Here is a 13,511-nt window from a genome sequence, read left to right as displayed (position 1 = left end):
ATTTACCTGTATCCTCTTTTGGATTATTTAATAATTAAAATGTCTGAAAGAAACCTGATCTGATTCTGATTAATAAAAAGTAATTTGATATTATATTGTGAGAAATACCTGATCCTTATGAAGTTTAATGGCAGGGTAGGTATTTCTTTGTTATTTGTTGTTTTTGCCGTGCTTGCAGTCGTCATGACTGCCGGCTGTACGGGAAGCGACAATACAAACGGAGCAACTCCTACAGAAACAACAACGGTTGCTACTGCAACCCCGGGTATTGATGAAACACCAGTGAGCACAGAGGTTCCAGGAGACGCTGTTAACTCATTTTCAGGAACAGGAAATGATAATTATACAGTTATAGATCAGAGCAATCTGATTCTTGCAAAGGTAAAGCAGAGCACCGCTGCTGAAATGGGTCTTTCCATCAGTTCAGAGAATGTTACGGATTATGTAAGGAGCTCGTTCTCTGATGCAGTTGCGGATAAGCTTAAAGATGGTGAATTAGTTGAATGGAGCTATGTGTTTTCAGCAGAAGAAGGTGTGGATTCAGTATTAGAGGTTGAAACAGCCAAAGAAAACAAATGGAGCATTGATTTAACTTTCCCGGAAATGATCAACGGAATCCCGCCACAGCATTTCAGCGGTATCGGAAACATGGCAACACCTTTCTTCAACATCAACAAGGGTGATCTGGTCTTTATTATAAAAGCAGACAACAACACTGTTATCGGTGTTGAGATGGTCGGCTATGACGGAAATCCAGTAATGTCTGAAGACAACAAAGAGGTACTTCCTCTCAGACCAAAAGAGGGAGCATATGACGGCTCAGTGAAAATCACAATAAAAGAGAGCAGTAATTATCTCTTAAATATAATCTGTGACGGCGAATGGTCTGTTGACGTAGACTACGCCTGAACATCATTACAATTCTAAACTTTTTTTTAATTGCAGGTTGCGAATCTGTCTTTTGGTGCCTTGCCTTTAGGATCATGCCTCCGGATGCCGGATAAATCTTTTTTAATGCATGAGTACAGATACTAAAAAAGGCCCGGATATTTCAGATTTTTTTTCCGTATGTTTTTGGAAAATAATTTTTTTAGTAAATCCGGCGGGCAGTATTATGAGAGACGATAAGATCAGGGAAAAAAAGAAGGCAGAAGGAATGAACAGGCTTTCAAAGGGAATTTTTGCACCTGTTTATCCTGTAATTGCTGAAAAAATTGTTGCGGAGTGTGGGATAACAACGGGTGTCTGCATTGATCTCGGATGCGGCCCTGGCAGTCTTGGGATAGCACTTGCAAAAAAAACCGATCTTGATATTCTTCTTATTGACAACTCAGAATACGCAAAACAGTTTGCTGCTGAAAACATAAGGTCTGAGAATATTTCCCGGAGGTGTCAGTTTATATCGGGAGATGCCGAAAACCTGCCGTTTAGAGACAGTTCAATAGATCTTATAATCAGCAGGGGTTCTGTTTTTTTCTGGCAGGATAAAATCCGTTCATTTCAGGAGATATACAGGGTGATTGCACCAGGGTGTATGACTTTTATCGGAGGAGGGTTTGGAAACGCTGAACTCTGCAACCGGATAACTTCTGAGATGGCACTGGAAAATCCCGAATGGGGTGCCGGTAGTAAAAGTGGGAAAAATATGACTGTTGAGAGGAGGGCTGAGATCTTTTGTGCAATCGAGGAGGCGGAGATTCCTTACAGGATTTTAAGCGATGAATCAGGGTTCTGGGTAATTCTAAAAAAACCCTTGTGAAATGAAAATCCAGGGTTTTTAATTCATTTTAATAATTAAATTTTGCAAAATATAATAGTAAAATTCCTCTGATTTCAAAAAAATGTCAAAATAAAGTCAACTGAATTTGTGTAAGAGGTTTCACAAAAAACAGCAAAAAGAAACAATCGATAAAAACCTGTTCTTAAAAAATTGTTTGAAATTGAGTTTAAAGGATGAACAGTGGTGCAAATACAACAGCAACAATGCTCATGAGCTTTAAGAGGATATTGATTGCAGGACCTGATGTGTCCTTGAAAGGATCTCCGACTGTGTCACCAGTGACACCTGCCTTGTGTGCATCAGAGCCTTTTCCACCGAAGTTTCCAAGTTCAATGTATTTCTTTGCATTGTCCCATGCACCACCGGCGTTTGCCATGGTGATTGCAAGCATGAAACCGGAAACAAGTGAACCTGCTAAAAGTCCTCCGAGAGCACCCGGACCGAGGATATATCCTACGACAAGAGGTGCTGCAATTGCAAGAACACCAGGAAGAATCATTTCCTTTAATGCAGAGTGTGTGGATATTGCAATACATGACTCATAGTCAGGATCTGCTTTTCCTTCCATTAAGCCTTTAATTTCCTTAAACTGTCTGCGGACTTCGATGACAATTTCATATGCTGCACGACCCACAGCCATCATTGTCATTGATGAGAAGAGGAATGGAAGCATTGCACCGATTAAAAGTCCGATGAATACGTTTGCATCTGCGACATTGATTGAGTCAAGACCGACTGCAATACCGTATGAGGAGAAGAGTGCAAGTGCTGTAAGAGCTGCTGAACCGATTGCAAAACCCTTACCGATTGCAGCGGTTGTGTTTCCTACTGCATCGAGTGTGTCTGTGATTTCACGGACTTCAGGTTTCTGGTGGCTCATCTCAGCGATACCGCCCGCATTGTCTGCGACAGGACCGTATGCATCAACTGCAAGTGAAATACCGAGTGTTGCAAGCATACCGACTGCTGCAATTGCAATACCGTAGAGTCCGGAGAGTGTAAATGCAACATAAATTGCAAGTCCGATGATTAAAACAGGCCATATTGTGGATTCCATTCCCTTTGCAAAACCGGTAATGATGTTTGTTGCTGCACCTGTCTCACAGGACTTTGCAATTGTGAGGGTTGGCTTCCTTTCATATGATGTATAATATTCCGTAATCTGACCGATGAGGAAACCGGCAACAAGTCCTGCTACTGTTGAGAGGAATACGTTGAATCCGAAGCTTCCAAGAAGCATATCTGTGATGAAGTAGGTTGCGACAATGACAAGAATTAATGCAACGATAAGGCCTGAGTTGAATGCCATGTGAATTGCGGATGATTCTGTCTTGTTTGTGCGTACAAAGAATGTACCTACAATTGAAGCAACAATTCCGAGAGCTGCAATTATCATAGGAACCATCACGACATTCATCATAGGAATGCCGGGGAAGGTAAGTGCTGCTGTTGATGCTGCAAGGAGCATTGTTGCGATGATTGATCCTACGTATGATTCGTAAAGATCAGCACCCATACCTGCGATATCTCCTACATTGTCACCGACATTGTCAGCGATAACTGCAGGGTTTCTTGGATCATCTTCAGGAATGCCTGCTTCTACCTTTCCAACAAGGTCAGCACCGACATCGGCTGCCTTTGTAAAGATACCGCCGCCGACACGTGCAAAGAGTGCAATTGAAGATGCACCAAGGGAGAAACCTGCAAGTGTGTTGACGATTACAGGCATTTCAGCGCCTGCAAGAATGTCAGTCAGTCCGATGAATGCGATTGAAAGACCGAAAAGACCTAAGCCCACAACGCTCATTCCCATGACAGTTCCGCTTGCAAATGAAACTTTGAACGCTTCTGCAATACCGCGGGTTGCAGCGTTTGTTGTGCGTCCGTTTGCATTTGTAGCTGTAAACATTCCGATGTAACCTGCCGTTGCGGATAATACTGCACCAAGGACAAAACATCCTGCGGTGAGAATACCATTCTGTGGCAGAAGAACTGCAATTACGATTGCAAGTACCACAACAAAAACAGCGATGGCACGGTACTGCCTGTTAAGGTAGACCATTGCACCGGTGTGGATTGCTGCAGTAATCTTCTTAATGACCTCTGTGCCCTCGCCTTCTTTTCTGACTCTCATAAATGAGAATCCTGCAAAGATAAGGCCGATTAATGCACATACAGGTGCGAGATAGATCAACATATCCATAGTTTAAACCATCCCTCCGGAGGTATTGGAGCGATAAACACTCTGCATACCCCGAAGTAATCAATTTGCTTATAAGTTTGTTTATTATAATAAAAATGATCCGGTTCCTATCGACCAATCCCTATATTGAATTCGTCAATTAGCGAAAAAAAAGGCAAAAAAATCGTCATCTGCCGTTTAAAAAAGAAGAGGTTAAGAAGATATTCAGGTTGTTCTCTTAAAGTTCAGGAGGGTTTTTCCTTCACTATCTGTGAGTGTCAGAGTATTGCCTGAAATTCTGTATCCTTTAACATCCTCAAGAAGTCCGAGGTATGAGGATTCGGTCTTCATAGTCTCTTCATCACAATACATTTTTGTTGAACCGGGGAGCCCGAACTCTATCTCTGAAATTTCATCGGTATTATAGTTTGCAAAGTAGTTGTTGCAGCCTGTATTTCCTGAGATCTTTCCTTCTTTAAATGAAAGTGAAACGGTCGTGTTTGCCGGAATTGAAACTATCGCATCCCCCTCCTTCATGGAGAGAAGCTCCCATTCTGAGCCTGCAAGTGTGGCTTTTTCAAATACAAGAATCTCTTTTCCGCTTTCATCAAGAATTGCGAGTTTATCTCCTGCTAATTTAATGGATGATGCCTTATCAAGATTTTTCAGGAATATACTTTCAACAAGTGCTGTTTCCTCATCAAAGCATGCCATCAGGGTTGTGCCTAAAACACCTGTCTTAAATGAGTTATTTTCAAGTGTGTATTCACCAAAGAAGTTGTTGCAGCCTGCATTTCCTGAGATCTTTTTGTCTTCTCCAAGCACAAGTGTTGCCGAGACGTTTCCTGTTGAAAGCATCTCTTCTGTTTCATTGTCATATAGGGATTTCAGCACCCATGTGTGACCGAAAATGGTATCCTGTTCTACAATGCCAGGGGTCTGTTCAGGTGTTTCATTTATGTTATCGTTCTGGTCGCCGGAGATGCATCCGGGAGTTATTACCACTGCAAAGAATGCTGCAGTTATTGCAATAAATGAAAGGAATTTGTTGAAATTTTCTTTATTCAATATCGTTCACCATCTATAATATAGGGCCTTGGGGATTATAAGCAAATCCTTGACTTCGAAAAAAATCGCAGTTATAATTGCCTTAATTTTAAAATAAAGTATATATTGAAGAGATTGCCAATTTCTGAGTTTATGCAATTCAGGCAGAATAAATCGCGGGCAAAAAATTTTTTTTAGATTTTGACTTTCCTAAAAAGGAAGGCTCCGGTCAGAATCATCGCAACTGAAAATGTGAGGAGTACGACAAAGCACGCAATCGGGTTAATCTGTGCCACTCCGTTTAAACCGAATCTTATTCCCTCAACACCGTAGGTTAACGGGTCAAACAATGTAAGGGTTCTAAACATCGGAGGAAGGCTGTCAATCGGAAACATTGCTCCGGAAAGTCCGAATATCGGAAATATGATAAAACTCATTATAAGCTGAAAACCGTTCATATCATCCATTCTGGAAGCAATTGCAATACCAAGCGAGGTAAAGCCGATTCCGATCAGTGCCATGAACCCGAAGGCAATTAACAGCCCGCCAATCCATGAGATATTAAGCCCTATAAAGAGAGACAATACGAGAATTATCGTTCCCTGAATTATGGCGGTTGTGGCGCCGCCAAAAGTCTGGCCGAGCATAATTTCAATTCTTGAGATGGGTGCCACAAGGGTTTCTTTTAAAAATCCAAACTGCTTGTCCCATATGATCTGAATTCCGGAAAATATCGATGTGAACAAAACACTCATTGCCACAATTCCGGGCACTAAAAACTCAACATAATTCCCGCTTACGCTGGAGATATTCACAACCGAATTCAGACCGAAACCAAGAATTATCAGGAAAAAGAGTGGCATCCCAAGACTGCCGACAATCCTGCTCTTAGACCTGAGGTACCTTTTGAGGTTCCTGAGCCAGATTGAATAAATAACATCCATAATCAGTGCCTCCTTGTTTTATATGCCATCCGCATGTGATCCTTTGTACCTGCTTCCTCATCGCGGATTGTCCTGCCTGTATAATGCAGAAATACATCCTCAAGTGTCGGTTTGTGAACTGAAACAGAAGTAATTCTGATATTATCTTTAATCAGTATCCCGATTAGCTCAGACATATGCTCCTCGGCATCATGAAGGGCAATTGAGAAAAAACCCTCAGAGCTTTCAACCTTCTCAATCCATGATTCATTAAGACCTGGGATTTTGCAGGAATAATCAGGTGATTTTACGGTTATAACATCTCCGCCTGTTCTCTTCTTCAGGTTTTCCGGTGTATCAAGGGCAACAATCCGGCCTTTATCAATAATTCCCACACGACCGCAAAGCCTGTCCGCCTCATCCATGTAATGTGTGGTGAGAATTACGGTGATTTTCATTTCCCTGCTTAATTTTTCGATGTAATCCCAGAGATAATTCCTTGTCTGCGGGTCCAGTCCGAGTGTCGGTTCATCCAGGAAGAGCACTTTTGGCCTGTGTAAAAGCCCTCTGGCAATCTCAAGCCTTCTCCTCATTCCGCCGGAATATGTCTTTACAAGGTCATCCTTTCTGTCTTCAAGTCCGACAAGATCCAAAAGCTCTCCTGTTCTTTCAAGCCGGATTTTTTTAGGAATCCTATACAGTCTTCCGTGAAAGTCCATATTTTCCCAGGCAGTAAGCTCTTCATCAAGGCTTTGATCCTGAAATACAATTCCTATTGATTTTCTGACACCCTCTTCATCCTTATTTATATCGTGTCCGTTAATCTCTGCTTTTCCTGATGTAGGATTCAGCATGGTTGCAAGCATTGATATTGTCGTTGTTTTTCCGGCACCGTTAGGGCCTAAAAGTCCGAAGATCTCACCTTCCGGGATATCAAGCGAGATGCCGTCAACAGCAGTGAAATCACCGAACTTCTTTGTCAGGTTTTCAACACTTACCGCTTTCATCGGAATCAAGCCTCTTTAAGTCTTCAAGACATTTTTTGACAAGTGATTTTGCTTTGCCCTGTTTATCATCCGGAATTTTCTCTGCCAGAAACCGGATTTCCATCAGATTTGCTCTTACTGACTCTGATTCATCACCAAAAATCTCAAAAAGAAGATTCCTGAAGATATACATTTTTTCTCTCTCTTCTTCTCTTCCCTTTATGATCCCTTCGAGTGTAGTTTTTCCGTCTTCAGTCAGGCCGAAGATGTTTTTGGAGCGTTTTCCTGTTTCTGATATTGTTATCAGACCTTCATCCTCCATTTTTTTAAGCATTGGATATAATGTGCCCTTGCTTGGCACCCATGCACCTTTAGTCTTATCGGATATCTCCTTTAAAATATCATATCCTGATTTAGGCTCTTTTTTGAGTGAATGGAGAATATATAGCTGGATTAATCCTCTTCCTCTCCTTCTGTTTCTGCCTTCCATAAATCCCGGTGGGCTTCTCATTTTTATTTCACCTAATATTTCGTAAATGCACGTTTTGAAATAGAACTTTTCATTAATGCACGGTTCTAATAAGAACTATTGAATATTATAATATTTAAATATCGTGGAGTTGCCAGTTCCCCCTGTCCGAAGTTCCCGGGGGAAACCTGTTTCACCGGAAAAATTTCCCGAGCTTGTTTTTCCGTGCAGACTTCGGGTTAAACCCGGCAGAATAACATTATTAACAGTATGGGATTAATTTCCCCGTTAGCACATATCCTGATGACGAAATCAGAATCTGTTTTGAAAAGATATATGGAATAAAAGTTACATGCACTGTTTATTGAGAAATCAGGGAGTGATTTTCATCAATACAGGTGTAATCCCGCAAAAATAATAATTAAATTCAGTGAAATTTATTCTGATGAATTTTTAAGCCATTTTACTCCCAGATAGCACAGCGGGGTGTCAAACAGGGCCATTATTACTTTTACAATCCAGTAGGGGATTATTAGTGCCACAATAAATCCGGCTGTGTACATCGGAGCGGCCATGTAAAAGGCTATGAACATGAATATTGTTGTATCAATCAGCTGGCTTGTTGCGGTTGAAATATTATTTCTAAGCCACAGATGCCTTCCGTTTGTTTTCCTCTTCCAGAAATGGAATGACCAGACGTCATGTGTCTGGCTGACTGCAAAGGATACAATGCTTGCAAAAACAAGCCTGAGGGAACTTCCGAATATGTCTGTATAACTGTCATTAAACGGAAAACGTGTTGCCGGCGGGAGTGCAACAGAGAGTGCTGTCAGAACAAGGACAAAAATAAGGGCCGTTGTTCCTGCCATTACAAGTGCCTTTGATTTCTTTTCACCATGGACTTCTGCTATTATGTCTGTCACAAGGAATGTAACAGGATAGGAGAATATTGCGACTGATACAACAATTCCTCCAATATCTGTTATTTTGTTTCCAAGCAGGTTTGCAACGATTAGTGCCGCTATGTATAGTGATATGAGGAAAACTGTCTTTTCCTCTGTAGTCTTGAGCATCGGGTTTTGTCATCTCCGGTTGGAAAACAGGCTTAAATTGTAAAAGCCGGAATTTGTTTATTATTTTATTTGTGCGGTGTGATAAAGAGGTTGTAAAAGAGTAATTATATTATTCCGGGAATTGAAGCGCCCCGGACCTGGAAAACAGGATTCATCATCCTTATTTCTGCTCTGGATTTCCGGGTTTTATCATTCTATTGTTCTGACTGTCTCTTCATTGAAGTCAAGGAGCTTATATTCGAGAGTTTCGAGGTCAACCATATATGCCTGTGCAGGAGTCGGCTGGACGTTCATCTGCTTCTGGAAGGAAGTCTGTGACTGCCATGTCCCTGCATTGATACACAAAACGCCTCTGTATTTTTCCACACCGCATATGTGAACGTGGCCTGTGTGCAGAATTTCCGGAATTGGCTCTATTATAAGTTTGTCTTCCTTTGCAGCCAGAATCGGGGTTCTCATCCCGTATGTGCATGCAAGATGGCGTCTTTTAAGCATCTCAACCATCATCTTTTCGGGTTCAGTGTAGGATGCACCCGGGATCATTGAGATCAGGTCATCATAGCTTCTTCCGTGGTACATCAGGACTCTTACGCCCTGAAGATCAACCATTGCAGGGTTTTCAACAATGTAAGCATTCTCAGGGAAGTGCTCTGTGAAGTTTTCCGTAAGTCCGGGCTGTGGCTCAGAACCCCTTATTGCGTCGTGGTTCCCTGGTGACACTACAATTGTGATATGCTTTGGGAGTTTTGAAAGCATCTGTGCAAATACTTCATACTGGGCATAGATGTTTGGTATTGTCAGCTCTTTGTCCTGATCGGGATATATGCCGATTCCGTCAACGACATCGCCTGCAATCAATAGATAATTAACATCTGATTGTGAGATCCATTCTGAAAAACGCTCCCACTGCTCGGAGAGAAAAGTGTTGCTCCCTACGTGGACGTCTGAGATTAATACTGCTTTTCCGGGTTTTTTGCTTTTATAGGGAGAATTTTGAAGGGGAATGTCAGGTCTGTGAAGTTCGTCTGCAAATATGATTGTTCCCTCGTTTGAGAGAGTACCCTTGACCATCACCACTTCGTCGGGAATAATTCTTTCAGCTTCTGAAAAGACCTCCTGCTTTTTTTTCTCACGTTCAGGATCTTTATTGGTATAGTTATTGTTTGATGCCGCCTGCGGATTGTAGAAGAGAACATTTATTGTATCTGTCGGATCTTCGAGTACTGCAATCCTGTGCCCCTTTGCAGTGTTCCTGACCTCCGATATCATGCCGATTATTGTAATGGTCTGCTGTCTGTATCTTACCGTCTGTGTAAGTGCTGAAATTGGCATCGGATCGCCTCTTCCGCGAAGCATCTTTGAAAGCTTCTCATAACGGTCCTTGAAATAATAAATAAAATCAGTGAAGTCAACACCGGACTTGTGCTCAAAGGGTTTGCCGTATAGTACCTCTATTTCGGCAGGAGAGGTGAACCGTGTTCCGTCAGCCTCGTGATGATCAGGTGTTTCGTCCGGTGCAGAACCCTGAGTTTTGGACGGTTCACGCAGACGTGGTATCGCCGGTTCAAATCCTTTCTGTTTCCATCCGGGGATGTGACTGGGAAGTGCAACAGGAGCGTTGGGGGGAACATTTTTTATTACTTCGTCAGCCAGGGAAGGATCATTTTTTTCTGCAAGCCACATTACAACATCGTAATGAACCTGGAGGTCTGCCTTAAGAAATTTGAGAACGATCTCTTCCCTGATATCATCCATTGAACATTTAGGTTTGTACTATAATTGTAAATACATTGGTAATAGGGAAAAGCTGACTATCAAAACAACCATCAGTTTTGCCGAAACTACTGATTTGTTTTATTATGATTAGTTAACATACCAGATATCAGGAAAAGTTATGGTATTTGAAGAGACGCTAATATTTTATAATCCTGAACATGCGGAGGAATTTGCACAAATTTTAAACGCTGACGGATGCAAACCGGTCATCAGGGTAGTCAATAAACTTGCTTCTGAGACCAGTTTCAAAGCTGCAATAAAGGATTTCAGGCGATATTTTTCTGATGAGTTATCAAAATTAAAGGAATGCGAAGAAATTCCTGATGAAGATGACAGTGAAATGAACGATATCCTGATTGAAGCATACAACTCCCTGATTTCTGAATTTGATTCAATTACAGGAACAATAAATGCATTTTATGAAATGACAGCCGAAGACGGCTGCATTTCTGATGATCCTGATTATGAGCAGTACAATAATCTCATAAGCGGAGATGATTCGGCAGGGCAGGTCAGGGATATTCTGGCTGAAGAAGGGAGCAGACTGAAAAAAACAATGACTGCACTTCCTATTCTGGAATTAAACGATCTTATCGAAGAAAGAGAGGGGAAAAAGTATCTGTTAAAGGCAGCGGATACTGAGGCACTCTCTCTCTCGCTTCCCTCTGATGTCATGTATGAGGAATTATCCGAAGAAGAGCTTGTGAAATACAATATCAAAACAGTTGTCAGTGTTGTCTCCTGCCCGGAATACCATCTTTCCCTTCCTTTGGAATTTGCCCTCAAGGCTGATTTAAAAAGTCTTGATGAGGCAGTTTTGAATTACGATATCGATAAAGAGTCCTATCTTTCCTTAAAAGAGAGTATTTTCTTAAATACGCTTATTGCGGGAAGGGTGATTGATGTGCTTAAGGAAGTCGAGAAGGCAGGGATGGAAGAGATGTTTGAGAGGCTTAAATCCATCAATATTTCCAGTGACGCTTCAGGTGATGAATTCCTGTTTGATCTGGATAAAAACTATATAAAAGACGTATTGGTGGATATGAAGAAGATGGGCGTTATCAAGGGAAAGGGAAACCGTATAAAACTTGCATAATAAAAAATCACATAATTTTTTAAAAATGATGAAATCTTTGGAAAATCATCACCACGGTTTCACCAAATATTTATTTATGAAGTATTCTGATTCAGATTACTGTTGCTTTTATGATTTTGGTCTCGTTAACCGGTTTGTCCATTGAGTTTGTACGCTGCATTGCTATTTTGTCAACAACGTCCATTCCTTCAATAACCTCGCCGAATACCGGGTGTTTGTAAGGGGTTGATTTGTTGTCCCAGTCGAGGTATGTGTTGTCGACAAGGTTTATGAAGAACTGGCTTCCTCCTGTGTCAGGCTGGCCGGTGTTTGCCATTGCAAGTGTTCCGCGGACATTTGAGTGGCCTTTTACAAATTCATCCTTTATGTTGTATCCCGGTCCTCCGGTTCCTGTCCCATGTGGACATCCTGCCTGTATCATAAAATTCCTGATAACCCTGTGAAAGATAATTCCGTCGTAGAATCCTTCCTGTACGAGTTTTTCAAAATTTCCTGTTGTAACCGGCATGTCGTCATATAGCTGGATAATTATATCGCCGAGATTTGTTTCAAATTTAACTTTTGTTTCTGTCATTTTTGTCCTCCTTTAGGTTATGTATAAAATGACAATTAAAGTAAAAAAATTGATCATCGAAGGCGGTCATATTGATAAGTCATTATCATGCTCATTAGGGACATAAAGGATGCGGATTATTTTCGTGCAGGGGACAACTGTCTTTTGTGTGAACTTCTGCATCCAAAAGACGAGAAAGATTACGGGGATTTAAAACTTCAAATGGGGTACAGCATTGTGCATGCAATAGTTCCGACTGGTGAAAAAACCATTCCCCACATGCTAAAAGAGTCCAGTGAGGTGTATTACATTCTGGCAGGAAAAGGACAGATGCACATTGACTCTGAGGTTAGTGAGATGTCATCCGGCCAGGTTGTGTACATTCCTCCGGGGTCTGTTCAGTATATTGAGAACAGGGGGGATTGTGATCTTGTGTTTCTTGCGATGGTTTCTCCGGAGTGGAGGGAGGAGGATGAGGTGGTTTTTGGGGAATAATATTTTTGAAGCTACAATAGCTGATCTTTATTGAGAATATCCAATATTTTTTTAGATGAGCTACCATCACCAAATGGATTGATCCATTCGGCTTTTATGCTCATCATCTTCTCAACACTTTTGAAAATACTTTCAGATAACGTTCCTGAAAGAATGTTTGCCCCAACATCAACCGTTTCAGGTCTTTCAGTGTTATCACGCAGTGTTACACAGGGGACTTTCATAATACATGCCTCTTCCTGTAGTCCGCCTGAATCAGTCAGAATAATTTTTGCATTCTGTTCCAACTGAAGAAATGAGAGATAATCAAGTGGCTCAGTAAAAATTATGCCACTTAAATTACAATCCAACATTTCCATCATCTTTTTAGCTCTTGGGTGAATTGGATAGATAACCGGGATATTAAACTCATTTGAAATTCTTAAAAAAGAATTTAAAATATTCCTGAAAATTACAGGATTGTCCACATTTTCTTTTCTATGAACAGTGGCAAGAATATAGCCTGATTTTTTCAGATTATAATCTTTTAGAATACTTATCTTTTTTTTGCTAAGTTCGAGATTCTGGTATACGGCATCAACAACTGTATTCCCTGTTACAAATATATTTTTGTCTGAAATTCCCTCTTTTAGAAGTATATTCCTTGATTTTTCAGTAGGTGCAAAAAGATAATCAGAGCAGTGATCGGTAAGAACTCTGTTTATCTCTTCAGGCATTTCTCTGAAATAACTTCTAAGTCCTGCCTCAACATGTCCTATTTTTATATTCAGCTTTGAGGCTGCAATTGCCCCGGCAAGTACCGTATTTGTATCCCCCTGTACCAGAACAATATCAGGTCTTTTCTCAAGGAGTATTCTTTCAATGCCAATTAGTGCATTTCCTGTTTGTTCAGCCTGTGTTCCTGAACCCACATGGATATTATAATCGGGTGCCGGAAGTTCAAGCTGCTCAAAAAAAACGCTGTCCATATTTTTTGAATAGTGTTGACCCGAATGGATAATGTTAAATGTAATATTCCTTTTTTGACATTCCCTAATAATAGGGGACATCTTGATGATTTCGGGACGTGTACCGAGGATTATTGAGATCATTGTATGAATAATAATTGTAAATAAAGATGATAAAAGTGTT

The 13,511-nt window shown here is 41.0% G+C and carries 13 protein-coding genes; 4 read left to right on the top strand and 9 right to left on the bottom strand.

Annotated elements, in window-relative coordinates; translation table 11 throughout:
- Positions 1 to 117: 117 nt before the first annotated feature.
- Together F1737_RS10855 and F1737_RS10850 are read left to right on the top strand one after the other, a co-directional pair.
- Positions 118 to 909, top strand: a complete 792-nt coding sequence (locus F1737_RS10855) for a hypothetical protein (protein ID WP_317136597.1) — start codon at positions 118 to 120, stop codon at positions 907 to 909.
- 205 nt (positions 910 to 1,114) lie between these two features.
- Positions 1,115 to 1,759 carry a class I SAM-dependent methyltransferase gene (locus F1737_RS10850; RefSeq protein WP_317136596.1) on the top strand — a complete coding sequence of 215 codons (645 nt, stop codon included), beginning with the start codon at positions 1,115 to 1,117 and terminating at the stop codon, positions 1,757 to 1,759.
- Between the two features lie 187 nt (positions 1,760 to 1,946).
- Here F1737_RS10850 and F1737_RS10845 read toward each other — a convergent pair whose 3' ends face one another.
- The 7 genes from F1737_RS10845 to F1737_RS10815 all read right to left on the bottom strand — a co-directional run bounded on the left by F1737_RS10845 (position 1,947) and on the right by F1737_RS10815 (position 10,215).
- Complete coding sequence (locus F1737_RS10845; protein WP_317136595.1) at positions 1,947 to 3,983, bottom strand: sodium-translocating pyrophosphatase; 2,037 nt, start codon at positions 3,981 to 3,983, stop codon at positions 1,947 to 1,949.
- Between the two features lie 204 nt (positions 3,984 to 4,187).
- A complete protein-coding gene (locus F1737_RS10840; protein ID WP_317136594.1) occupies positions 4,188 to 5,030 on the bottom strand; it encodes an META domain-containing protein in 843 nt (280 codons plus the stop codon).
- 173 nt (positions 5,031 to 5,203) lie between these two features.
- Entirely contained in the window at positions 5,204 to 5,953 is a 750-nt protein-coding gene (locus F1737_RS10835; RefSeq protein ID WP_317136593.1) for an ABC transporter permease, read from the bottom strand.
- A 2-nt stretch (positions 5,954 to 5,955) separates the two neighbouring features.
- Positions 5,956 to 6,939 carry an ATP-binding cassette domain-containing protein gene (locus tag F1737_RS10830; RefSeq protein WP_317136592.1) on the bottom strand — a complete coding sequence of 328 codons (984 nt, stop codon included), beginning with the start codon at positions 6,937 to 6,939 and terminating at the stop codon, positions 5,956 to 5,958.
- Complete coding sequence (locus F1737_RS10825) at positions 6,920 to 7,429, bottom strand: PadR family transcriptional regulator (protein WP_317136591.1); 510 nt, start codon at positions 7,427 to 7,429, stop codon at positions 6,920 to 6,922. Before F1737_RS10825 ends, F1737_RS10830 begins: the two co-directional genes overlap by 20 nt.
- A 395-nt stretch (positions 7,430 to 7,824) precedes the next feature.
- On the bottom strand, positions 7,825 to 8,460 hold the full coding sequence (locus F1737_RS10820) for a queuosine precursor transporter (RefSeq protein WP_317136590.1): 636 nt from the start codon (positions 8,458 to 8,460) through the stop codon (positions 7,825 to 7,827).
- A gap of 189 nt (positions 8,461 to 8,649) precedes the next feature.
- Entirely contained in the window at positions 8,650 to 10,215 is a 1,566-nt protein-coding gene (locus tag F1737_RS10815) for a DNA-directed DNA polymerase II small subunit (RefSeq protein WP_317136589.1), read from the bottom strand.
- Between the two features lie 139 nt (positions 10,216 to 10,354).
- On the opposite strand from F1737_RS10815, the gene F1737_RS10810 reads away from it, so the two are divergent.
- Positions 10,355 to 11,332, top strand: a complete 978-nt coding sequence (locus F1737_RS10810; RefSeq protein ID WP_317136588.1) for a hypothetical protein — start codon at positions 10,355 to 10,357, stop codon at positions 11,330 to 11,332.
- Between the two features lie 91 nt (positions 11,333 to 11,423).
- Here F1737_RS10810 and F1737_RS10805 read toward each other — a convergent pair whose 3' ends face one another.
- Entirely contained in the window at positions 11,424 to 11,906 is a 483-nt protein-coding gene (locus F1737_RS10805; RefSeq protein ID WP_317136587.1) for a peptidylprolyl isomerase, read from the bottom strand.
- An 87-nt stretch (positions 11,907 to 11,993) separates the two neighbouring features.
- Between F1737_RS10805 and F1737_RS10800 the strand changes: the two genes are divergently transcribed.
- Positions 11,994 to 12,380: a cupin domain-containing protein gene (locus tag F1737_RS10800; RefSeq protein ID WP_317136586.1), complete on the top strand. Its 387-nt coding sequence runs from the start codon at positions 11,994 to 11,996 to the stop codon at positions 12,378 to 12,380.
- 11 nt (positions 12,381 to 12,391) lie between these two features.
- Here the strand turns inward: F1737_RS10800 and wecB are convergent, their stop codons facing one another.
- Positions 12,392 to 13,471 carry a non-hydrolyzing UDP-N-acetylglucosamine 2-epimerase gene (wecB, locus tag F1737_RS10795; protein ID WP_317136585.1) on the bottom strand — a complete coding sequence of 360 codons (1,080 nt, stop codon included), beginning with the start codon at positions 13,469 to 13,471 and terminating at the stop codon, positions 12,392 to 12,394.
- Positions 13,472 to 13,511 lie beyond the last annotated feature (40 nt).

Source organism: Methanoplanus sp. FWC-SCC4 (assembly GCF_032878975.1).
Lineage (GTDB): Archaea > Halobacteriota > Methanomicrobia > Methanomicrobiales > Methanomicrobiaceae > Methanochimaera > Methanochimaera problematica.
This window is presented reverse-complemented; position numbering and strand designations above follow the sequence as displayed.